The organism is Pseudomonas sp. FP1762, from assembly GCF_030687105.1.
Classification (GTDB): domain Bacteria; phylum Pseudomonadota; class Gammaproteobacteria; order Pseudomonadales; family Pseudomonadaceae; genus Aquipseudomonas; species Aquipseudomonas siliginis.
The window spans coordinates 193,066-215,011 of record NZ_CP117458.1 but is presented as its reverse complement, the minus strand read 5'-3'; the positions used below and the strand labels follow the sequence as shown (position 1 = coordinate 215,011).

General features: G+C 60.6%; 21 protein-coding genes. 6 read left to right on the top strand and 15 right to left on the bottom strand.

The window, feature by feature from the left end; all coding sequences use genetic code 11:
• Positions 1–36: 36 nt before the first annotated feature.
• Positions 37–1,107, bottom strand: coding sequence for a fatty acid desaturase (locus PSH90_RS00920; protein ID WP_305381959.1), 1,071 nt, complete (start codon positions 1,105–1,107; stop codon positions 37–39).
• 100 nt (positions 1,108–1,207) lie between these two features.
• Between PSH90_RS00920 and PSH90_RS00915 the strand changes: the two genes are divergently transcribed.
• A complete protein-coding gene (locus tag PSH90_RS00915; protein WP_305381957.1) occupies positions 1,208–2,212 on the top strand; it encodes an AraC family transcriptional regulator in 1,005 nt (334 codons plus the stop codon).
• A gap of 3 nt (positions 2,213–2,215) precedes the next feature.
• On the opposite strand, the gene PSH90_RS00910 is transcribed toward PSH90_RS00915, so the two are convergent.
• The 4 genes from PSH90_RS00910 to PSH90_RS00895 form a co-directional block, all read right to left on the bottom strand.
• On the bottom strand, positions 2,216–3,439 hold the full coding sequence (locus PSH90_RS00910; RefSeq protein ID WP_305381956.1) for a type II toxin-antitoxin system HipA family toxin: 1,224 nt from the start codon (positions 3,437–3,439) through the stop codon (positions 2,216–2,218).
• Complete coding sequence (locus PSH90_RS00905; protein ID WP_016772238.1) at positions 3,432–3,680, bottom strand: helix-turn-helix domain-containing protein; 249 nt, start codon at positions 3,678–3,680, stop codon at positions 3,432–3,434. Before PSH90_RS00905 ends, PSH90_RS00910 begins: the two co-directional genes overlap by 8 nt.
• 111 nt (positions 3,681–3,791) lie before the next feature.
• Positions 3,792–5,180 carry a heavy metal sensor histidine kinase gene (locus PSH90_RS00900; RefSeq protein ID WP_150637866.1) on the bottom strand — a complete coding sequence of 463 codons (1,389 nt, stop codon included), beginning with the start codon at positions 5,178–5,180 and terminating at the stop codon, positions 3,792–3,794.
• Complete coding sequence (locus PSH90_RS00895) at positions 5,170–5,850, bottom strand: heavy metal response regulator transcription factor (RefSeq protein WP_041477440.1); 681 nt, start codon at positions 5,848–5,850, stop codon at positions 5,170–5,172. The genes PSH90_RS00900 and PSH90_RS00895 overlap by 11 nt, the downstream gene beginning before the upstream one ends.
• Before the next feature lie 136 nt (positions 5,851–5,986).
• Between PSH90_RS00895 and PSH90_RS00890 the strand changes: the two genes are divergently transcribed.
• The gene (locus PSH90_RS00890) at positions 5,987–6,472 is read left to right on the top strand and encodes a heme-binding protein (RefSeq protein ID WP_150637864.1); all 486 of its coding nucleotides are present in this window, start codon (positions 5,987–5,989) and stop codon (positions 6,470–6,472) included.
• A gap of 11 nt (positions 6,473–6,483) precedes the next feature.
• Positions 6,484–6,894 carry a hydroxyisourate hydrolase gene (gene uraH / locus PSH90_RS00885; protein ID WP_150637862.1) on the top strand — a complete coding sequence of 137 codons (411 nt, stop codon included), beginning with the start codon at positions 6,484–6,486 and terminating at the stop codon, positions 6,892–6,894.
• 159 nt (positions 6,895–7,053) lie between these two features.
• Here uraH and PSH90_RS00880 read toward each other — a convergent pair whose 3' ends face one another.
• The gene (locus tag PSH90_RS00880) at positions 7,054–7,731 is read right to left on the bottom strand and encodes a Crp/Fnr family transcriptional regulator (RefSeq protein ID WP_041477437.1); all 678 of its coding nucleotides are present in this window, start codon (positions 7,729–7,731) and stop codon (positions 7,054–7,056) included.
• An 84-nt stretch (positions 7,732–7,815) separates the two neighbouring features.
• Here PSH90_RS00880 and PSH90_RS00875 point away from each other — a divergent pair, with 84 nt between their 5' ends.
• A complete protein-coding gene (locus PSH90_RS00875; protein ID WP_252868591.1) occupies positions 7,816–8,340 on the top strand; it encodes a DUF962 domain-containing protein in 525 nt (174 codons plus the stop codon).
• A gap of 82 nt (positions 8,341–8,422) precedes the next feature.
• On the opposite strand, the gene PSH90_RS00870 is transcribed toward PSH90_RS00875, so the two are convergent.
• The 6 genes from PSH90_RS00870 to dibA form a co-directional block, all read right to left on the bottom strand.
• Entirely contained in the window at positions 8,423–9,412 is a 990-nt protein-coding gene (locus PSH90_RS00870) for a sulfate/molybdate ABC transporter ATP-binding protein (RefSeq protein ID WP_305381955.1), read from the bottom strand.
• A 3-nt stretch (positions 9,413–9,415) separates the two neighbouring features.
• Complete coding sequence (gene cysW, locus PSH90_RS00865) at positions 9,416–10,288, bottom strand: sulfate ABC transporter permease subunit CysW (RefSeq protein WP_041477435.1); 873 nt, start codon at positions 10,286–10,288, stop codon at positions 9,416–9,418.
• A gap of 12 nt (positions 10,289–10,300) precedes the next feature.
• Complete coding sequence (cysT, locus tag PSH90_RS00860) at positions 10,301–11,119, bottom strand: sulfate ABC transporter permease subunit CysT (RefSeq protein WP_016772245.1); 819 nt, start codon at positions 11,117–11,119, stop codon at positions 10,301–10,303.
• A gap of 126 nt (positions 11,120–11,245) precedes the next feature.
• Positions 11,246–12,259, bottom strand: a complete 1,014-nt coding sequence (locus PSH90_RS00855; protein WP_305381953.1) for a sulfate ABC transporter substrate-binding protein — start codon at positions 12,257–12,259, stop codon at positions 11,246–11,248.
• A gap of 139 nt (positions 12,260–12,398) precedes the next feature.
• Complete coding sequence (gene oscA / locus PSH90_RS00850) at positions 12,399–12,581, bottom strand: sulfur starvation response protein OscA (RefSeq protein ID WP_041477433.1); 183 nt, start codon at positions 12,579–12,581, stop codon at positions 12,399–12,401.
• 299 nt (positions 12,582–12,880) lie between these two features.
• Positions 12,881–14,800 (bottom strand): phosphodiesterase DibA, encoded by a 1,920-nt coding sequence (gene dibA, locus PSH90_RS00845; RefSeq protein WP_305381951.1) that lies wholly within the window; start codon positions 14,798–14,800, stop codon positions 12,881–12,883.
• A gap of 147 nt (positions 14,801–14,947) precedes the next feature.
• Here dibA and desA point away from each other — a divergent pair, with 147 nt between their 5' ends.
• Positions 14,948–16,132, top strand: coding sequence for a delta-9 fatty acid desaturase DesA (gene desA / locus PSH90_RS00840; RefSeq protein ID WP_016772248.1), 1,185 nt, complete (start codon positions 14,948–14,950; stop codon positions 16,130–16,132).
• 195 nt (positions 16,133–16,327) lie between these two features.
• Complete coding sequence (locus tag PSH90_RS00835; protein ID WP_150638089.1) at positions 16,328–17,317, top strand: sensor domain-containing diguanylate cyclase; 990 nt, start codon at positions 16,328–16,330, stop codon at positions 17,315–17,317.
• 135 nt (positions 17,318–17,452) lie between these two features.
• On the opposite strand, the gene PSH90_RS00830 is transcribed toward PSH90_RS00835, so the two are convergent.
• The 3 genes from PSH90_RS00830 to gabD all read right to left on the bottom strand — a co-directional run bounded on the left by PSH90_RS00830 (position 17,453) and on the right by gabD (position 21,704).
• Positions 17,453–18,664, bottom strand: a complete 1,212-nt coding sequence (locus tag PSH90_RS00830; RefSeq protein ID WP_150637854.1) for a response regulator — start codon at positions 18,662–18,664, stop codon at positions 17,453–17,455.
• Between the two features lie 134 nt (positions 18,665–18,798).
• Positions 18,799–20,076 carry a 4-aminobutyrate--2-oxoglutarate transaminase gene (gabT, locus tag PSH90_RS00825; RefSeq protein WP_003220503.1) on the bottom strand — a complete coding sequence of 426 codons (1,278 nt, stop codon included), beginning with the start codon at positions 20,074–20,076 and terminating at the stop codon, positions 18,799–18,801.
• Positions 20,077–20,261: 185 nt separating this feature from the next.
• Entirely contained in the window at positions 20,262–21,704 is a 1,443-nt protein-coding gene (gene gabD / locus PSH90_RS00820; protein WP_024011131.1) for an NADP-dependent succinate-semialdehyde dehydrogenase, read from the bottom strand.
• Positions 21,705–21,946 lie beyond the last annotated feature (242 nt).

Sequence of the window (21,946 nt, the reverse complement as noted above, 5' to 3'; positions counted from 1 at the left end):
TCTCCCCTGGGAGAGGGTTAGGGTGAGGGGCATCTGTCAGGCCTCCACCGCCTCCCCGGTCACCACTTCCTCATCTCCGCGCACAAACCGGTTCGCCCGGCCAAACGTGCCGAAGTCATTGAAGCGCACACCCATCTCGCGCATCACCTTGTGCGCCACCGGCACGGTCATCTGACGAATGTAAAACGGCTCCTTGACCACGAAGTGATGAATCCCGTGACTGCTGCCGAAGTTGAAGCAGAACGCTTGCAACGGCCACAGCCACCACGGGTTCAGCACCTGGCATTGCTGCAGCACGTTGCCCGGTTCGACGTCGCCGTAGTAATGCATGTTCGAGCTGATGAAGTGCAGGCAGAAAGTGCGCAGCACGTTGGGGCCGATGATCACCACGGCGGCGATATCGATCACCTGCATCACCGACAGCGTGGTGGCCGACCACTCGATGGGCGAGCCGAGCAAATGCGCGATGCCGTTGGCCCCGTGAAAGCCGAGAAACACGTACCACGCTCCCCAATGCAGCAGCGCCAGCGGTGCGTAGACCTTGAGCACGCGCTTGCCGATGCTCCACTTGTGTGCCCAGGTCCTGGCGCGGAGCAGGCGGATAAACGCCGACATGACGTTATCGCCAACCATCAGCAGACGGGCAAACCCCCACGGCTCGCCATTGGTGATTGCGCGCTCTTCCATGTCGGCTTCAGTGCCGGAAACCTTGTGATGGTTGAGGTGCAGATGACGACGGATCCACGGGTTGATCGTGCTCGGTCGCGCCAGCCAGACCAGGCCCATCATCAGGTTGTGCGGCACGCGCTGCTTGCGGAAGTACATGCTGTGGATCAGGTCGTGTTCCAGCTCATGGGTCAGCGAGGCGAAAAAAGCATTGAACAGCAGGCACACCCACCAGGCCATATGGCCAGTGATGTACAGCGCCGCCGAGCCGATCATCCCGGCCAGCGCGAACGCCAGAATCCCCGCACCGAGGGCATCCTGACGCTGAAGAATCGGGTAGCGCTCACGCAATTGCGCACCCTTGGCCAACACCACTTGGCGAATATGTGCCGAGCGCTGCGCCGCATTCAGTCGTTCAGGGCTTGCAGAAGTACCGTCCATGCTTCCATCCTCGGGTCTAAGATGAATGCATCGTGCCTTGCCGGGGTTCGATCCGCGCTAGCCAAGAACGCCAACCTGTTGACCGGACGCGCCAATCCGCATGAAGGAACCGACCTCCCTCGCCAGCTGGACCCGCGCCTTGCGCAAACAACTCGACGCGCTCGGGCTGGACAGCCTTGCCTTGTGCCAACAGGCCGGGCTCGACCCTACGCTGATGGACGACCCCAATGCGCGCTATCCGCTATCCGGTACCACGCGCCTGTGGGCGCTCGCCGTTGAAGCCAGCGGCGACCCGGCGCTGGGCTTGCGCGTGTCGCGTTTTGTCAGCCCGACCACGTTCCACGCGCTTGGTTATGCACTGGTGGCGAGCGGCAGCTTGCGCGAAGTGTTCGAACGCATCGTGCGTTATCATCCGGTGGTCAGCGATGCGCTGGAGCTGGAGCTGAGCCGCCGCCAAGACCGTTATCAATTTCGCCTGAAAATTCCGCCCGGCAACCCGGCGCCGGCCTTCGAAGCCATCGACGCATTTACGGCGATCTACGTGCGCACCTGCCGCAATCGCCTCGGCCGTGACTACGCACCGCTGGCGGTGTACTTGCGCCGCCCCGAACCGAGCGATGCCCAGCAATGGCACAAAGTCTTCCGCGCGCCGGTGTATTTTTCCGCCGCCGAAGACCGCCTGGAATTCGCCCTCGGCGACTTCGACAGCCACCTCGACGACGCCAACCCGGAACTGGCCGAGCACAACGAAGCCGTACTCAAACGCACCCTCGCCCAGCTCAAACCGCTGACCTGGGAGCGCAAGGTGCGCGATGCCATTGAAGAACAACTGCCCGAAGGCGAACCGAGCGCCGAGCGCATCGCCCAGGCCTTGCACCTGAGCCTGCGCAGCCTGCAGCGGCATCTGGCGGATGAGGGCTGTCGCTTCGACACCCTGCTCAACGAAAGCCGCGAAAATCTCGCGCTGCTGCACCTGCGTGACCCGCAGTGTTCCTTGAGTGAAGTCAGCTATCTGCTGGGATTCGCTGACACCAGCAGCTTCAGCCGCGCGTTCAAGCGCTGGACCGGGATGACGCCGGGGCAGTTTCGGGATCAGTTGCGCTGAGTTTCAACTGTTGCGCAGGCTGCGCGCCAGACCGGCCGACCATTGTTCGATCATTGCAGCGCCCACCTCTGCGAAGGCAGGATGATTTGCGCTGTACTCCGCCATTTCGCCCAGCGCTTGCTGTACACCCTGCGCGACCATTTGCAGTAACTGGTTGCAACGCGCTTCACTTAGATTGCAGGCCGTACGACCAAACTTGGTAAGCATTTTATGCTTGGGCCACGCCTTCGAACCGCCCAACAGCAGTGCCATGCTATCGCTCTTGATGTACACCGACGTGGTGATGATGTCGTACGCCGGAGCCAGCCTGACCAATGCGCGCTCGCCACAATCCTCATAGAGCACGCCAAAGTTTTTCAGGTGGGCATCGCCGTTTTTCAATACCGCCGATAAAGCGACAATCTTGAAGAAAGCTTCCAGTGCGTGCTTGAGTAATGAGGGCGAAACAAACGCCTTGATCTGCCGTGCGACTCCTTCGTAAGAGCCATCGTATTTGGCCTTCGACGGCCAGCCGTTGAGCACGCAAAAGTCTTCGAAACCGAGGTATCCGGTGTCGCTCAAGTCAAAACGCTCGATGACGAGAAACTTGCCATGCTCGCTGAGTTCGAAATGCGGCACGTCGAGGCCACAAAGTTGCGCAGCGCGCAGGCAGAAATATTCGTTGGTTGCCAGCTCGGGATGCTCTTCGGCACGGAAGGCTTTGACCAGATGAGTCGAGCCTCGGTGCGTCAGTCGGTCTATTGCAGCGGCACTGTCACGCACCAACACTTTGGGCTGCACGCCTGAAACTCCGGAATACTGCCCGTAAGTCTGCAAAAGATCCTCGAACAAACCTTGCGCACCGTCATGAACCAACAATTCAGCCAGCGAGGTTTCAGGTGGACGATCAGTTGTCGATGCGCTCGCGATCGAAAGACGCCCGAGTTGATGCGGGCCGACGATACTTAGTAAAGCGAAGTCATCGAAGCCGCGCACGGCTTTGCTGAAACGCCGGACCAACTCATCGCGCAACGCACCTTCAGGAAGATTCATCTCGAATATCGGATGAATGCCGCGTTCATAACCATAACTTTCCAGGCGTGTCGGCATGGTCAGCGAAACGGCATTTTCATCAATCGCATCGTCCCGATAGCTGAACACGCTGTCGACACCTGCGTGCCCGCGCCCCAATCTTCCAACCTCATGGCCGCCGACGCAGACCTGCAAGCGGTCCAATGCCTCAGTCATGGAAGTTCACCTTGCGCAGCGTGTCGAGTGTCGGCCGTCGAGAGGCGCGGGGGATTGCGGCCAATTCGTAGCCGAATCCGTTAAGAATCGCTTCGACTTTACGCAGACCGATTTCCGAGATTGTGTTGTTTTCAATCCCCGAGATTGTTGCGCGGCTCATGCCGTATTGCTGCGCCAAAGCTTGCTGGGACAGCTTTTCAGCCTTACGCAAGCTTCTGATCAACTCGCCAATTTTTTCCATCACCGCCCCAGATGCATTGTTTACAATGCAAACCCACTAAAAAAAATTAACTGCATCATAAGCAATGCAATTAATTGAGCTTAGCGTAGATGGTCAGCCATCGCTAACGTCTTAACACCGCCCCGCAAACCCTAACTCAAACACCGTCCCCCCCACATCACTCCTCACCCGCACCTGCCCGCCATGCAACTGCATGATCGACTGCACGATCGCCAAACCCAGCCCACCCGAATCTCCCGGTTCCGCACGTGAAGGATCGACGCGGTAGAAACGGTCGAACAGTTTGCCCAGATGCTCAGGCGCGATGACCGGGCCGTGGTTGTGCACTTGCAGCCAGCACATACCCGGTTCATCGCGGCGTTGCAGGCTGATCAGGCTGCCGGGGTCGGCGTGGCGTACGGCATTGGCCAGCAGATTGCCGAGGGCGCGTTGCAGCAGTTGCTGGTCGGCGAGCAATTCGCCGTGCATGCGGTTTTGCAGTTGGAGGTCGCGGTCATCGGCCAGGGCTTCGAAGTAATCGCAGAGTTCGTCGCCGACGTTGCGCAAGTCCAGTGTATGCAGATTGAGCGCACGTTCGGCCTGTTCGGCGCGGGCGAGGAACATCAGGTTCTCGGCCATGCGCTTGAGCCGTTCGAACTCTTCCATGTTCGAGGCCAGCACTTCCTGATATTCGGCCGTGCTGCGCGGATGGTTCAGGGCCTGGCCGTTGCTGGCGAGCAAGGTGTGCAGAGGGGTGCGGATTTCGTGGGCGAGGTCGGCGGAGAATTGCGACAGGCGCTGCACGCTGTCGTCCAGCCGCGCCAGCATGGTGTTGAGCGCGTGCACCGGCTCGCGCAGTTCGGTCGGCGTGCCCTCGGTAGGCAGGCGTCGATCGAGGCTGCGCAGATCGATACTGCGCACCGCTTCGCTCAACTGATGCAAGGGCTGCAAGCCACGCCGCAGCAATAACAGGCCCAGAGCAAACGCGAGCACCGCGCCGAGGCCGACGGACAGGTACAGACGCAGGCGATAACTGCCGAGCATCTGCTCACGCTCGGTGAGCACTTTGCCGGCGATCACCGTGAGGGTTTCACCGTTGGGGCCTTGGGCCTGGCCGGACAGCAAGGCCAATTCGGCGCCGTCGCTGGCCTGCCAGGTGAGCACGTCACGGCGCTGCGGCATTTGCTCTCGCGGTAATGCATTGAGCGCGGGCAGTTCACGCTGACGCGGGTTGATCGCGATCACGCTGGAGCCGTCGGCCCGGCGCACCAGCAGCAGACTGTCGAGATTACCGAGCATGTTCTGATACAACCGTGGCCGTGCCTGCAAGGCGTCGAGGCTGTCGCTGTCGGCGAGCAAGGCGCGTACTTGCTCGAGGCGACCGAGCAAGGCCATGTCATCACGAAAGGCCAATTCCGAGGCCAGCGAGCGGTAGAGAAACACGCCGATTGCGCTCAGCACCAGCGCGCAGACCATGGCGAAGGCCAGTGCCAATCGCCAGGCGATCGACTTACTCCACATCGTCCGGCGCTTCCAGTTGATAACCGACGCCGCGCACGGTGTGGATAAGTTTCGGCATGTACGGATCATCAACCTTGGCGCGCAGACGCCGGACGGCGACTTCGACCATGTTGGTGTCGCTGTCGAAATTCAGGTTCCACACTTGCGAGGCGATCAGCGTGCGCGAAAGCACTTCGCCCTGGCGGCTGGCGAGCAGTTGCAAGAGGGCGAATTCCTTGTTGGTCAGGGCAATGCGCTGGCCGCCGCGACTGACCCGTCGGCGCAATACGTCGATTTCCAGGTCGGCGATGCTGTACGACTCGGCTTCGCGCATCGGCCCGCGCCGCAGCAGCGTGCGCACGCGCGCGAGCAGTTCGGCGAAAGCGAAGGGTTTGAGCAGGTAGTCATCTGCGCCCAGCTCAAGACCACGCACACGGTCTTCGATAGCGTCCTTGGCGGTGAGAAACAGCACCGGTGTGGCGCCGCGCTGGCGAATCAGCTGGAGCAATTGCCAGCCGTTGAGGCCAGGCAGCATCACATCGAGGATGATCAGGTCGTATTCCTGTTGCTCGATAAAATAGCGGCCGTCGAGGCCATTGAGCGCCACGTCCACGGCGAAACCCGACTCGCCCAGGCCCTTGGCGAGGAAATTGGCGGTTTTGGCTTCATCTTCTACGACCAGCAAACGCATGGCACACCTCGATTGATCAGGTACACAGGCTAGGCGTGTTCGGCGCCGTTGCCCATTACAAACTTGTAATCCGCCTGACGGGGTTCTGACGAAGTGCGCCGGTTAAGGTGCAGACCTTCCCATTCGGAGCCTGCACATGACCGTCAAATACCTTGTCGCCAGCCTGATCCTCGGCCTCAGCGGCGCTGCAAGTGCCACGCCAGAACTGCTGCGCCACGCCGATCTCGACCTGAAAACCGCACGCTGGCTGGCGGACAAGGCGATGAGCAGTTGCACCGGCACGGTGTCGGTGCTCGACCGTGGCGGCAACCTGCTGGTGACTCTGCGTGGTGACGGCGTTGGCCCGCACAACACCGCCGCCAGCCAACGCAAGGCCTACACCGCGCTGTCGACCAAGACGCCGACACGGCTGTTCGCCGAGCGCGCCCGCAGCAACCCGGAAACCGCCAACCTCAACACCCTCGATGAATTGCTCTTGCTCGGCGGCGGCATTCCGCTGTTCGCCGGCAGCGAACTGGTCGGCGCCATGGGCGTGGCCGGTTCCGGCGGCGGTGAGCAAGACGAAAACTGCGCCCGCGCCGCCGCCGACAAAGCCGGCCTGACCATCACCCGTTCCCACTAAGGAGATCCACCATGACCACCCTGCGCATGACCCTCGCCGCGCTCAGCCTGAGCGCTGTTTCCAGCCTGGCGCTGGCCGCCGGCAATCCGCTGAGCGTGCACGTGCTCAACCTGGAAAACGGCCTGCCGTCACCGGGCATCAACGTCACCCTGGAAAAACACGTCGGCGAAAACTGGCAGCCACTGGCCAAAGGCACCACCAACGAGCAAGGGCGGATCGCCGAGCTGTTCCCGGCCAAACAGCCATTCGAAGCCGGTGAATACCGCGTGGTGTTCAAGACCGGCGAGTACTACCAGAAGATCAAGCACGAGACGTTCTTCCCGGAAATTCCGGTGATCTTCCAGGTCAAGCAGACCGATCAGCACTACCACATCCCGCTGCTGCTGAGCCCGTACGGTTTCTCGACCTATCGCGGTTCGTAATCCAAACGCAGATCCTTCGTAGGAGTGAGCCTTTGTGGTGAGGGGATTTATCCCCGCTGGAGTGCGCAGCAGTGCCTTTTTCAGGGCCGCTTCGCGCCCCAGCGGGGATAAATCCCCTCGCCACAGGTGCCAGTTCCGACATTGGATCGGTTTCAGTTTTCAGATCGTGGCCAAGGCACGCAATCTCACCGCATCGAGAATTTCGATTTCGCCGTATGCGAGCCCGATAATCCCCTGCCCCTGCAGATCCTTGAGGATCTGATTGGTGGTCTGCCGCGACAGCGACAGCATCGCCGCCAACTGCTCCTGCGGCAGTTGCAGCGTCCGGCGTGGTGCGTCGAGTTCGCCGTAGCCTTCGGCAATCATCAGCAGCCGATGGGCGAGACGCGCCGGGGCTGGCAGCAGGCTCAGCTGTTCGAGATTGATGAAGGCCAGGCGCAATTTGTGGCTCATCAGCAGCGCCAGATGCCGCCAGTACTGCGGCTGTTCGTCGAGCAATTTGAGCAACGCCGCTTGCGGAACATTCAGCAAGGTGCACGACCCGACTGCATAGGCATCGTGAGTGCGAGGCTGGCCATCGAACAGGCAGATTTCGCCGAACCAGTGCGGCGCCTCCACCAGACTCAACAACGCCTCCTTGCCCTGCTCGCTCACCGCGCCGATGCGCACGGCGCCATCGAGCACTGCATACAGACCGCACGGCGCATCGCCACGCTGGAACAGTCGTTGTCCCGCCGTCAGCCGCCGCTCCCGAGCCAGCGCCAGCAGGCTATCCTGAAAAGATGCAGGCAAATGACTGAACCACTGGCCGCTGAGCAACCGTGCACGAATTTGCATAACCACTCCTGGAGTGTCGCCTGCCCGACAGAGCGAACGCGGATCCCGAGGGATGATGCATTCAACCCCACTGGAGGAACAACAATGAAAAGCCTCGTCGACCACCTCAGTCAATACGCCGCCTACCACCGCGACCCGCGCAACATCGCCAGCCACTTTATCGGCATTCCGCTGATCGTGGTGGCGGTGGCTGTTCTGCTGTCTCGGCCGCAATGGACACTGGGCGGATTGTGGATATCTCCAGCCGTTGTGGTAGCGCTGGCCTCGGCGTGGTTTTACCTGCGTCTGGAGTTGAAGCTCGGTGTATTGATGACCGTACTGATGGGCCTGTCGGTCTGGGCCGGGCATGCGCTGGCGCAGCAGAGCACCCTGGTCTGGCTGAGCAGCGGCCTGGCGATGTTCGTGATCGGCTGGGTGATCCAGTTTGTCGGGCATCACTATGAAGGGCGCAAACCGGCGTTTGTCGATGACATCAGCGGGCTGATTGTCGGGCCGTTGTTCGTTGTGGCTGAGTTGGCGTTTCTGCTGGGGATACGGCAGGAATTGAAACAAGAGATCGAGTTGCGGGCGGGGATGGTGCGGGTCAATCCGAATCGCGCTGCTGTCTAGATCGTATTCGCGAGCAGGCTCGCTCCCACATTTGGAATGAGTTTTCCCTGTGGGAGCGAGCCTGCTCGCGAAGCTTTTGCCTTTAAATATTGGCGGCTTTCTGCCAGACCTTCGGCTTGAAGAACAGGGTTTCACCCTTGGCCAACCCGATCAGGCTGTCGTGGTCTTTCACCACTTCCGCTTCGATCAGATCCGTCTGCCCTTCCACCTTCAGCGTCACCCTCGTCGTCGCACCCAATGGGCGGATATCGCGCACTTCAGCGGCATGGTGATCTTCCAGCTCATGCTTGGACAACGACACTTCATGCGGGCGGAACAGCACGTGGTTGTCGTCGCTCAACAGCAAGCGGTTCGAATCGCCGAGGAAGTGATAGACGAAATCGCTGGCCGGGTTTTCGTAGACGTCGCCCGGTGAGCCGATCTGCTCGATCACACCCTTGTTCATCACCACGATGCGGTCGGCGACTTCCATCGCTTCTTCCTGGTCGTGGGTCACGAACACCGAAGTCAGGTTGATGTCTTCGTGCAACCGCGCCAGCCAGCGCCGCAGTTCCTTGCGCACCTTGGCGTCGAGGGCGCCGAACGGTTCGTCGAGCAGCAGCACTTTAGGTTCCACCGCCAGGGCACGGGCCAACGCGATGCGCTGACGCTGGCCACCGGACAACTGCTCCGGGTAGCGATCCGACAACCAGTCCAGTTGCACCATGTTCAGCAGTTCGTGAACCTTGGTGGCGATCTGGCTTTCGCTCGGGCGCTGGTTTTTCGGTTTCATCCGCAGGCCGAACGCGACGTTGTCGAACACCGTCATGTGGCGGAACAAGGCGTAATGCTGGAACACGAAACCGACGTTACGATCACGCACATCGTGGCCGGAAACGTCCTCGCCGTGAAAAACGATGTTGCCCTGATCCGGGGTTTCCAGACCGGCAATAATGCGCAGCAAGGTGGTTTTGCCGCAGCCCGACGGACCAAGCAGCGCGACCAGCTCACCGCTGTGGATATCCAGGCTGATGTTGTCCAGCGCCTTGAACGCGTTGAAATTCTTGCTGACGTTACGCACTTCGATCGACATGAATTATTCCTCCGCGGCGCTGGCGCGCAGGCGGTTGATACGGTTTTCGCTCCACTGCTTGAGCAGCAGGATGAAGAGCGCCAGGATCAGCAACAGGCTCGCCACGGCGAACGCGGCCACGTGGTTGTATTCGTTGTAGAGGATCTCGACGTGCAGCGGCAAGGTGTTGGTCACCCCGCGAATGTGCCCGGAAACCACCGACACCGCACCGAACTCGCCCATGGCCCGCGCGGTACACAGCACCACGCCATAAATCAGGCCCCACTTGATGTTCGGCACGGTGACGTGCCAGAACATCTGCCAGCCATTGGCACCGAGCAGGCGCGCGGCTTCCTCCTCTTGGGTGCCTTGTTCCTGCATCAGCGGAATCAGTTCACGGGCCACGAACGGCACGGTGACGAAAATCGTCGCCAGCACAATGCCCGGCAGGGCGAAGACGATCTGGATGTCGTGATCCTGCAGCCACGGCCCGAACAGGCCCTGCGCACCGAACATCAGCACGTAGACCAGACCGGCGATCACCGGCGACACCGAGAACGGCAGGTCGATCAGCGTCACCAGCATGCTCTTGCCACGGAACGAGTATTTGCTCACGCACCACGCCGCACTGACACCGAACACCAGGTTCAGCGGCACCGAAATCAGCACGGCGAACACTGTGAGTTTCAATGCCGAAAGCGCGTCCGGTTCAAAAATCGCGGTGAAGAACGCGCCGAGACCGTTTTTCAGACCTTGCGATACGACGATGAACAACGGCAGCAGCAGAAACAGGAAAAAGATCAGCCAGCCAAGACCGATCAGGACTCTGCGCGAAGTGGCACTGCCACGGCGCGCAGCGTTGGCCGAAGAGGCGGCCGCAATGGACGATTGGGACATGTTCGCGCCTCCTTATGGGGTTTCGATGCGCCGCTGCAGCAAGTTGATCAGCAGCAACAGGATGAAGGAAACCACCAGCATCAATACGCCGATGGCGGTAGCGCCGGTGTAATCGTATTGGTCGAGTTTGACCATGATCAGCAGCGGCAGGATCTCGGTTTTCATCGGCATGTTGCCGGCGATGAAAATCACCGAACCGTACTCGCCGACGCCACGCGCGAACGCCAGGGCAAAACCGGTCAGCCAGGCGGGCAGCAGTGCCGGAACCAGAATGTGGCGAAATACCTGCCATGGCTTCGCACCCAGGCACGCCGCCGCTTCCTCGACTTCACGGGGAATATCGGCCAGCACCGGTTGCACCGTGCGCACCACGAACGGCAGCGTGACGAAGGTCAGTGCGAGGGTGATGCCCAGTGGGGTGTAGGCGATTTTGAAACCGAGATCGGCAGCGAACTGCCCGACCAGCCCGGCCGGCGCGTACAGCGCGGTCAGCGCGATACCGGCCACAGCGGTCGGCAGGGCGAACGGCAGATCGATCATCGCATCGATCACCTTGCGCCCGGGGAAGGTGTAGCGCACCAGCACCCAGGCCAGCAACGTGCCGATGATGCCGTTGATGATCGCCGCACACAGCGCGGTACCGAAGCTCAGCTTCAACGCCGCCAGCACCCGCGGTGCGGAGATGATCGTCCAGAACTGATCCCAGGTCAGCTGGGCGGCGTGGACGAACATCGCCGCCAGCGGGATAAGCACAATCAGGCTGAGGTACACCAAGGTGTAACCCAGCGTCAGCCCGAAGCCGGGTATGACGGGGGAGATACGACGCGACATAAAAGTCCCTGGTTGAAAACGCATCAATGTGGGAGTGAGCCCTGTGGTGAGGGGACTTATCCCCTCACCACAAAAGCTCAGTCCCACATGTCATGTGCCCAGACATCAGGCCGGTTGAAGGCGAGATTACTGCGCCTGATAAATCTGGTCGAACACGCCGCCGTCGTTGAAGAATTTCGGCTGCGCGGATTTCCAGCCGCCGAAGTCCTTGTCGATGGTCACCAGTTCCAGTTTCGGGAACTGCTGGGCGTACTTGGCCGCTACATCCTTGTCACGTGGACGATAGAAGTTTTTCGCGGCGATTTCCTGGCCGGCCGGGCTGTACAGGTGCTTGAGATAGGCCTCGGCGATCTGCGCGTTGCCCTTCTTCTCGGCATTCTTGTCGACCACCGCCACTGGCGGTTCGGCGAGGATCGACAGCGACGGCACGACGATATCGAACTTGTCCGCGCCGCCGTCTTCTTTCAACGCCAGGAACGCTTCGTTTTCCCAGGCCAGCAACACGTCGCCCTGACCGTTGTTGACGAAGGTGATGGTCGAACCACGGGCGCCGGTGTCGAGGATCGGCACATGCTTGAACAGGGTTTGTACATATTCTTTGGCCTTGGCTTCATCACCGCCGTTGGCTTTCAGGCCATAGGCCCAGGCTGCGAGGAAGTTCCAGCGCGCGCCACCCGAGGTTTTCGGGTTTGGCGTGATCACCGAGACATCGTTCTTGACCAGATCGCCCCAGTCCTTGATGCCTTTCGGGTTGCCCTTGCGCACCAGAAACACAATGGTCGAGGTGTACGGCGTGCTCGCTTGCGGCAGACGCTTCTGCCAGTCGGCCGGCAGGCTCTTGCCGAGCTTGGCGATTTCGTCGATGTCACCGGCCAGGGCCAGGGTCACCACGTCAGCACGCAGGCCATCGATCACCGCACGCCCCTGCTTGCCCGAGCCACCGTGGGACTGCTGGATTTTCACCGTGTCGCCGGCATGGTCCTTCTGCCAGAACTTGATGAATTCGGCGTTGTATTCCTGATACAGCTCCCGCGTCGGGTCATACGACACGTTGAGCAGCTCGTAATCCTTGGCAACGGCGGAACCGGCAAACACGGCACTGACCAGCGCGGCCAGAGCGTAACGGCGAATCGACGGCATGGTGAAAGCTCCTGGAATTCTTGGTGATGGCTTTTTCTTATGTATTGCTGGAATCGGATCGCGTTGAAAGATCGCCGCCTTCGCCAGCTCCTGCACGCAGCCCCCTTTAGGAGCCGCCGAAGGCTGCGATCTTTTGATCTCAGCCCGGTTGCTTACCGGGTTGCTGCAAACGAAATTTCTCTTTGCGTTCGATCTGTACGACTTGCGCGTTGTGCACAGTGATCTCCACCGCGCCGAACCGCAGATCGCGCAGGGCACTCTGGATTTCACGCAAGATCGTGGCTTCGTCCTGACCGTCAACGCTGCGAAGGGATGCGCTCATGGTGCTGCTCCTTTGAAGGGGATTTGCCTGGCAGTGGGCGGCACTGCGTTCGGCGTGGGAGCAATATAAGAGAGGCACGGATATTCTTAAAAAGACTATTTAAGAATGTTTATATAACCAGAAATCAATATGAGAGAGGGCAAGGGGTTTGCGCTGATTTGAAATCGTCAAGAGAACTTGTGGCGAGGGGATTTATCCCCGTTGGACTGCCTAGCAGTCCCGTTTTTTTGGGGTCGCTTCGCGACCCAACGGGGATAAATCCTCTCGCCACAGGATCGGTGTTAGCCATATAGGCTTATTCAGCCAATCATTGGCGTTTTCGCCCAATCAAGCCGATCCGCAGACACCGGCCGCCCAAACCAGTAGCCCTGCCCCAGATCGCATTCCTGCGCCAACAGAAATGCCGCCTGCTCAACCTGTTCGATCCCTTCGGCATGGACCTGCATGCCCATGCTGCGGGCCAGCGCGATGATCACCCGGACAATCGCCACGTCATCTTCATCCCACGGCAACCCGGCGACGAAGCCCTGATCGATCTTGAGTTTCTGCACCGGCAGGCGCTTGAGCCGCAACAGCGAGGAATAACCCGTGCCGAAATCATCGATGGCCAGACGCACACCCAGCTCGCGCAAGCGATGCATCTGTTCCAGCGCCACTTCAGGGTCATCCATCACCGCGCTTTCGGTAACTTCCAGTTCCAGATACGCCGGATCCAGCCCCGTGTCGTGCAGCACCTGCGCTACCTGCTGGTAAAGCTCACGTCGGGCAAACAGCCGCGAGGAGACATTCACCGCGACGAACGCCAGCACCACACCGCTCTGCTGCCATTGGCACATCTGTCGGCAAGCCTGCTGCATCACCCAGGCATCGATCTCGGCGATCAGCCCGGTGCGCTCGGCAATCGGAATGAATTCTGCCGGCGACACCAGACCGCGTTGCGGATGCTGCCAGCGCACCAGTGCTTCGACGCCGACCAGACGGCCGCTTTGCAGGTCATGCACCGGTTGGTAATAGACACGCAGTTCCTCCTGCTCCAGTGCGCGGCGCAGTTCGAAGGCGATTTCGACCCGTTGCTGGGCATGGGCGGTCAGCTCTTCGGTATACAGCGCGTAGCCATTGCGCCCGCTGCTTTTGGCCTTGAACAGCGCGCTGTCGGCGTTGCGTAACAACTGCTCGGCGCTGAGGGCATCGCTGGGAAACAGGCTGATGCCGATGCTCGCGTTGATGAACAGTTGATTGCCATCTACCAGCACCGGCTCCTTCAAGGCGTCCAGAGTCCGTTGCGCCAGCGCGGCAGCCTGGGCCGGCTGTGGACAACTTTCCGCGAGCACCGCGAACTCGTCACCGCCGAGCCGCGCCAAGGTAATGCCGTGGCCGAAGAGTTCCTGCAAACGCGTCGCCACCGCTTTTAGCAACCGATCGCCGACGTTATGCCCGAGGCTGTCGTTGATCATCTTGAAATGATCCAGATCGAGCATCAGCAGCGCGCAGCCACGCTTGTGCGTCTGCGCGGAAGCCAACGCCTGTTCGGCGCGGTCGCTGAACAGCAGGCGATTGGGCAGATCGGTCAACGGATCGTGATGCGCCAGGTGTTTGAGCTCGGACTCGGAATCCTTGATCGCACTGATGTCGGAGAACACCGCCACGTAATGGCTGAGCCGGCCGGAATCATCGTGAATCACCCGGATGGTTTGCCACTGTGGATAAATCTCGCCAGTCTTGCGCCGGTTCCAGATCTCGCCGCTCCACTCACCTTCAGCCTCGAGGGTAGCGAACATCGCCTGATAGAAGCCCGGCGGATGATGGCCGGACTTGAACAGACTGGGCTGCTGGCCGATGACCTCGTCGCGCCGATAACCGGTGATCTCGATAAAGGCGCGATTGACGTGGACGATCAGGCCCCGGTGGTCGCTAACCAGCACCCCTTCGCGAGTGCAGTCGAACACGGCGGCCGCCTGACGCAGACGCTCACGGTCGGTGTGGCGCTCGCGCAAATGCGCGCCGATGCCGAGAAACCCGCACAGCCGCGCCCGTGCGAGGAAAATCAGCGCGGCGCTGATCGTCGCCAGCAGATAACCGTTGATCAGTTGCCAATGGGTCAGCTCACGGGAGTCATCGAAGAATCTGCTTAATAAATGATCAGAAACTTGCAGCCACAGGGCGGCCAGTACGAGGTAGAGCAGCGCTGCACGCAAGGCATCGCGGTAAGTCGCAGACATTCGGTCGTCCATGTCCCTACAAAAAGGTTGGAATTATAGGTCAAGAAACATTCAGCGACTTCTTATCTGAAAGGGCGACTGGTTTTATCTGTGTGCTTAGTGATAATGCAACGGCTGTTTTTATCTTTATCGAGGGCCCTATAGCCTATGTGGTACGAAGGTTTTCTTGGCTTGTCGGCCTGGTCACTGGTCGCGGTCACCCTGCTGATGACCCATGTGACGATTGTCGCCGTCACGGTCTATCTGCACCGTTACTCGGCCCACCGCTCGCTCGAGCTGAATGCGGGTCTGAAGCACTTTTTCCGTTTCTGGCTGTGGCTGACCACGGCGCAGAACACCCGCGAGTGGACTGCCATCCACCGCAAACACCACGCCAAATGCGAGACCGAGGATGACCCGCACAGCCCGGTCATCAAGGGTCTGTCCACCGTACTGCGCACCGGCGCCGAGCTGTACCGCAGCGAAGCGCAGAACCCGGAAACCCTGCGCATCTACGGCAAGAACTGCCCGGAAGACTGGATCGAACGCAACGTCTACAGTCGCTATCCGCTGCTTGGCGTGGCGATCATGGGCGTGATCGACCTGCTGCTGTTCGGCACCATCGGTATCACCATCTGGGCCATCCAGATGATGTGGATTCCGGTGTGGGCCGCTGGGGTGATCAACGGTCTGGGCCATGCCGTCGGCTATCGCAATTTCGAATGCCGTGACGCAGCGACCAATCTGGTGCCGTGGGGCATCCTGATCGGCGGCGAAGAGCTGCACAACAACCATCACACCTACCCCAACTCGGCCAAGCTGTCGGTGAAGAAGTGGGAATTCGACCTCGGCTGGGCGTGGATCAAGGTCTTCTGCTTCCTGCGTCTGGCCAAAGTGCAGCGGGTCGCACCGATTGCCCACCGCGTCGAAGGCAAGGGCAGCCTGGACATGGACACCGCCATGGCGATCCTCAACAACCGCTTCCAGATCATGGCCCAGTACCGCAAATTGGTGATCGGCCCGCTGGTCAAGCAAGAGCTGGCCAAGGTCGATCATTCGGTGCGCCACCAGTTCCACCGGGCCAAACGCCTGCTGTCGCGGGAAACCAGCCTGCTGGAAGACCGTCATCACCTGCGCATCCAGACCATGCTCGAACACAGCCATGCGTTGAAAGTGATCTACGAGAAGCGCCTGGCTTTGCAGCAGATCTGGGTCAAGACCAGTTCCAATGGCCACGACATGCTGGCCGCCATCAAGGAATGGATTCACGAGGCCGAGGCCAGTGGCATCCAGTCGTTGCGGGATTTTGCTGATCAGCTGAAAACCTACTCGCTGCGTCCTGCGACTGCCTGACCGGCAACGAGGCTGCGATCTCAAAGATCGCAGCCTCGTTGCGCTCTTCGGTTCCTGCACCTCGCCGCCCGGCGGGACTCGGTAATGGCCGGGAACTTCGCCGAAAATCCTCTATCTCAATGACACTTCGCCATCCCGGCGGGCTGTCCTGTGGCCGTTGTCGACATTGCGGCGCGCCCTTTGAGATTTGTGCCGATGGTCAACAACAACCAGAAAGACACGTCCTTCACTCAATGGCCCGAGGCCGCGCAAACGCTGATGGCGCTGATGCACGCGCAGGGCGAAGTCGCGCGCCTGAGCGAGCGCGAACAATTGATCAGTTCGCTGCTGGTCAGCGTCAACGCCGTGCTCTGGGCTTTCAACTGGGAAACCCGACAGGTGTTGTACGTCAGTCCGGCCTATGAACGGATCTTCGGCCGTTCCGCCGCGCTGTTGTTGGCGGATTACAACCAGTGGCGCGACAGCATTTATCCCGATGATCTGGAGTACGCCGAGCAGAGCCTCGCCGAAGTCCTGCACCGAGGTGCGGTGGAAGATCGCGAGTACCGCATCATTGCCGCCGATGGCCAGGTGCGCTGGCTCAGCGACAAATGTTTTATCAATCGCCAGGACGAGCCTGGACAGCCGGTAATCATCGTCGGCATCGCCGAAGACATCACTGACAAGAAAAACATGGAAACCGAGCTGCAGCGCTTGGCCACCACCGATGTGCTGACGCAAAGCAGCAACCGCCGCCACTTCTTCGAATGTGCCCACCGCGAGTTCGCTGAGGCCCGCCGCCAAGGCACACCGCTGGCCTTCCTGTTGCTGGACATCGACGATTTCAAAGTGATCAACGACAGCTACGGCCACCCCGAGGGCGACAACGTGCTGCAACGGATCGCCGAATGCGGGCGCGGCTCATTGCGCCGTGGCGATCTGTTCGGGCGGATTGGTGGTGAGGAGTTCGCTGCGGTGTTTCCCGGCTGTGCGCCGGACATGGCCGTGCAAGTGGCAGAGCGACTGCAGCAGGAGATCCAGCGACTGCGCTTCAACCACGACGGGCAAGCATTCAGCATCACCGTGAGCCAGGGCCTTACCAACCTCACCGACGAAGACAAGAGCCTGGACAGCCTGTTCGCCCGCGCGGATGCGGCGATGTACGAGGCGAAACGGCAGGGCAAGAACCGGATTATTGCGGCCTGATCCGTATTTTGTGGCTGCCGCAATTCCTGTGGGAGCGGGCTTGCCCGCGATGAGGCCCGCACTTTCAACAAAAATGTTGCCTGCGCTGGCGCCTTCGCGAGCAGGCTCGCTCCCACATTGGAATGTGGTGATCTGTCATTTGCGCATCCGCAGCAACTCCGGCAAGCCGATCTTGAGCAACCGCGCCGTCCGGCTCTTCGCCAGTTCCTCAACGCCTTCATGCTCGGTCAGCCGTGCCATCTGCGCCGCCATGTGCATCACCAGCGCCTCGCGACTGTAAACGCCACCACCGAGCTGGTAGGCCGAAGCAATCAACTCGCGCAACTCCAGCGGCAGACGCCAGCGAGTGCGCAATGCCGAGCCGTAAGAAGCGCCAAACTTCGCCAACGCTTCACCGACCTCCTGCAACTCGTCCAGCTCGCCGCCGGCTTGTTGCCACTCCTGCAAGCAGCGCAGCAGCGCCAGATCGCCGAGCCGATGCAGCATGCCCGCGCAATAGCAACGCTCCTGATCCAGATCGAGCAGGCGCGCCAGCGTGCGCGCATATTCCGCCGTGTGCAGGGACAGTCCCCAATAGCGCTCGGCGTAATCCGCCAGGCATGGATCGCTGAGCCGCGCGCTGCGTTTGAGCGCCAGGCCGAGAATCAGGTTCATGCTCTGCCCGGTGCCGAGTCGGTGCAGCGCCTGGGCCAGGGTTTGCACCGGCGCGCCGTAGTGTTGCGCGGCACTGTTGGCGGCTGCGATCAGCACGGCGGTAATCTGCGGATCGGTGCGGACCTCTTCCTCCAGCAACTTGAGGTCCAGCCCTTCGGGATTGAGGCTACGCTTGACCGCCACTTGCACGTCGGTCATCAACGGCGCGCCATCGGCCTGCTCGCGACGCCGCTCAAGGAACACCGACAGGGTCATGCCCGGCGCCAGTGCCGGCACTTCGCAAACCACCGCTTCGCCAGCGTTGAGCAGCAAGCCCTGCAAGCGCTCGGTCAGGCCTTCCATGTTCAACGGTTTGGTCAGGTACGCCGTCGGCGCCAGCGGAATCGCTTCGCGCACGCTGGCGCTGTCGTTGCGGCTGCTCATCAGAATGAACGGCAACGGCGGATTGCGTTTGCGCTGGCGGACGCTGCGCAGCACATGCAATCCGTCGATGCCGGGCAGCTCCCAATCGACGATGGCCAAGTCATAGGGCACCTCGCTGAGCAACGACATTGCCTGCTGGCCATCGGCACACAAATCCAGACGCGCATCGCAGCGCACATTGAGTAGCACTTGTTTGAGCAGGTCACGGGACCAGGGATCGGCCTCGGCAATCAACACCCGAGGTACGGCGGGTAAATCAACGGCAGTCATGCGCGCTCTCCTTGCAATGTCTGAACCTTAGCCAATGCTGGCGATTCGATACAGCGCAAACAGGTCCGATGTGTTTCAAGGGACGAAAAAAACCCGCCGAAGCGGGTTTTTGTCGAGCTAGTCACACCAACGGATCAGAGCTCAGAGAAGCACTCTTCGATAATCGCCAGACCTTTGTCCAGTTGCTCATCGGGCGAAGTCAGCGGAACCAGCACGCGCAGCACGTTACCGTAAGTGCCGCAGGACAGCAGGATCAGGCCCTTGTCACGCGCCTTGGCCACCACAGCGGCCACGGCAGTCGGGTTCGGCTTGTGGCTGTCGCCGTTTTCGAACAGCTCGACCGCGATCATTGCGCCCAGCGCACGCACTTCACCGATCACCGGGTACTTGGCCTGAATCGCCTTCAGGCCAGTGACCAGACGCTCACCGACAGCCTTGCAACGGTCCAGCAGTTGCTCTTCTTCAAACACTTCCATCACGGCCAGTGCAGCGGCGCAAGCGATCGGGCTACCGGCATAGGTGCCGCCCAGGCCGCCCGGCGCAATGGCGTCCATGTACTCGGCCTTGCCGCACACGCCGGCCAGCGGGAAGCCGCCAGCGATGGACTTGGCGAATGTGGTGAGGTCGGCGGCAACGCCCATCTGTTCCATAGCGAAGAAGGTGCCGGTACGGCCAGCGCCGGTCTGCACTTCGTCAGCGATCAGCAGGATACCGTGCTGGTCGCACAAAGCGCGCAGACGCTTCATGAATTCCTTCGGCGCGACGTAGAAACCACCTTCGCCCTGCACTGGCTCGATGATGATCGCAGCGATGTCTTTCGGCTCGGCGTCGTTCTTGAAGATGCGTTCGATGGAAGCGATCGAATCGTCGATGCTCACGCCGTGCAGTTCGTTCGGGTACAGCGCGCGGAAGATGCCGCCTGGCATCAGGCCCATGCCCGCCGAGTACGGCACGACTTTACCGGTCAGGCCCAGGGTCATCATGGTGCGACCGTGGTAAGCGCCGGTGAAAGCGATCACGCCAGCGCGGCCAGTGGCGGCACGGGCGATCTTCACGGCGTTTTCCACCGCTTCGGAACCGGTGGTGACCAGCAGGGTTTTCTTGGCGAAATCACCCGGCACCTTGGCGTTGATTTTTTCGCACAGCTCAACGTACGGTTCGTAGGCCAGCACCTGGAAGCAGGTGTGGGTCAGCTTATTCAGCTGTTCAGTCACGGCGGCGATGATTTTCGGGTGTACGTGGCCGGTGTTCAGTACAGCGATACCGCCAGCGAAGTCGATGAACTCACGACCTTCAACGTCGGTCACTGTGGCGTTCTTTGCCGACTCGGCGAAGATCGGGTGAATCTGGCCAACACCACGTGGAACAGCTGCGGTACGACGGGCCATCAGTTCAGCGTTAGTCTTGCTCATTACAGTCCTCATTCGCCGCTCATCGGGCGGCGTGGTTCAAGGATGAAGCGGGAGGAATCGGCGGTGGCAGCATGCGATGATCGACTGCCACGGCGTTCCTGGCCGCAGAGAAATTTCCTGTTTGAAACCACGCAAAGGGACAGCGCTCTCGTGCCCTTTGCGTTTGCAGCGATCCCTTTCCCGGCTTAGATGCCCAGGCAGAGGTATTTGATTTCCAGGTAGTCTTCGATGCCGTACTTGGAGCCTTCACGGCCCAGGCCCGAAGCCTTGATGCCGCCGAACGGCGCGACTTCGTTGGAGATCAGCCCGGTGTTGACGCCGACCATGCCGTATTCCAGCGCTTCGGCGACACGGAACACACGGCCGAGGTCACGTGCGTAGAAGTACGAGGCCAGACCGAATTCGGTGTCGTTGGACATGGCGATCACTTCGGCTTCGTCTTTGAAGCGGAACAGCGGAGCCAGCGGACCGAAGGTTTCTTCCTTGGCCACGGCCGCGTTTTTCGGCACGTTGGTGAGAATGGTCGGCTCGAAGAAGTTGCCTTCCATCGCCTTGCCGCCCGCCAATACGGTGGCGCCTTTGCTCACGGCGTCAGCGATGTGTTCCTGAACCTTGGCCACGGCTTTTTCGTCGATCAGCGGGCCGGTGGTGGTGCCGTCTTCCAGACCGTTGCCGATCTTCAGTTTGGCCACAGCTACTTTCAGCTTCTCGGCGAACGCATCGTAGACCGCGTCCTGAATGTACAGACGGTTGGCGCAGACGCAGGTCTGACCGTTGTTGCGGTATTTGGAGATGATCGCGCCTTCGACGGCCTTATCCAGATCGGCGTCGTCGAACACGATGAACGGCGCGTTGCCGCCCAGTTCCAGCGAGACTTTCTTGATGTCCTTGGCGCATTCGGCCATCAACTGGCGACCGATTTCGGTCGAGCCGGTGAAGGACAGTTTGCGCACGATCGGGTTGCTGGTCAGCTCGCTGCCGATGTCGCCAGCGCTGCCGGAGACCACGCTGAACACGCCCGCAGGAATGCCCGCGCGCTGAGCCAGTTCGGCCAGGGCGAAAGCGGAAAACGGAGTTTGCGATGCCGGCTTGAGCACCATGGTGCAACCAGCGGCCAGCGCCGGGCCGGCCTTGCGAGTGATCATTGCTGCCGGGAAGTTCCACGGAGTGATCGCAGCGGTGACGCCGATCGGCTGCTTGATCACGATCAGGCGCTTGTCCGGCTGGTGGCCTGGAATCACGTCACCGTAGATGCGTTTGGCTTCCTCGGCGAACCACTCGATGAACGATGCGGCGTAAACGATTTCGCCCTTGGCTTCGGCCAGCGGCTTGCCTTGCTCGAGGGTCATCAGGCGCGCGAGGTCGTCCTGGTTCTCGATCATCAGTTCGAACCAGCGACGCAGCTTGCCGGCACGCTCTTTGGCGGTCAGTGCACGCCAGGCCGGCAGCGCCTTGTCGGCGGCCTCGATGGCACGGCGGGTTTCAGCGGCGCCCATCTTCGGCACGGTGCCGAGGATTTCGCCGGTGGCCGGGTTGTTGACCTTGATCGTCTGACCGTTGTCGGCATCGACCCAAGCGCCATCGATGAAGGCTTGCTGGCGGAACAACTGGGTGTCTTTAAGCTGCATGTCGGCTTTCCTTAACAGCACCGCGGCCTGCGCGGAGCAAATTATGATTGTAGAAAGGCGCCTCGCAAGGCTGCCGTCAGGGAAATCAGTGAGCGGATTGTGGCGCATCAACAGTGCACGACCGGGCGCACCTGCGCTGCAACATCCCGCCAAAGAGCGTTTGAAATCTCAAACGGATCGTAGGTTCAAAGGGGGTAAAGGACAATAGGTCGTTCGAAAAAAAGAACAAAAATGCCGCTTTT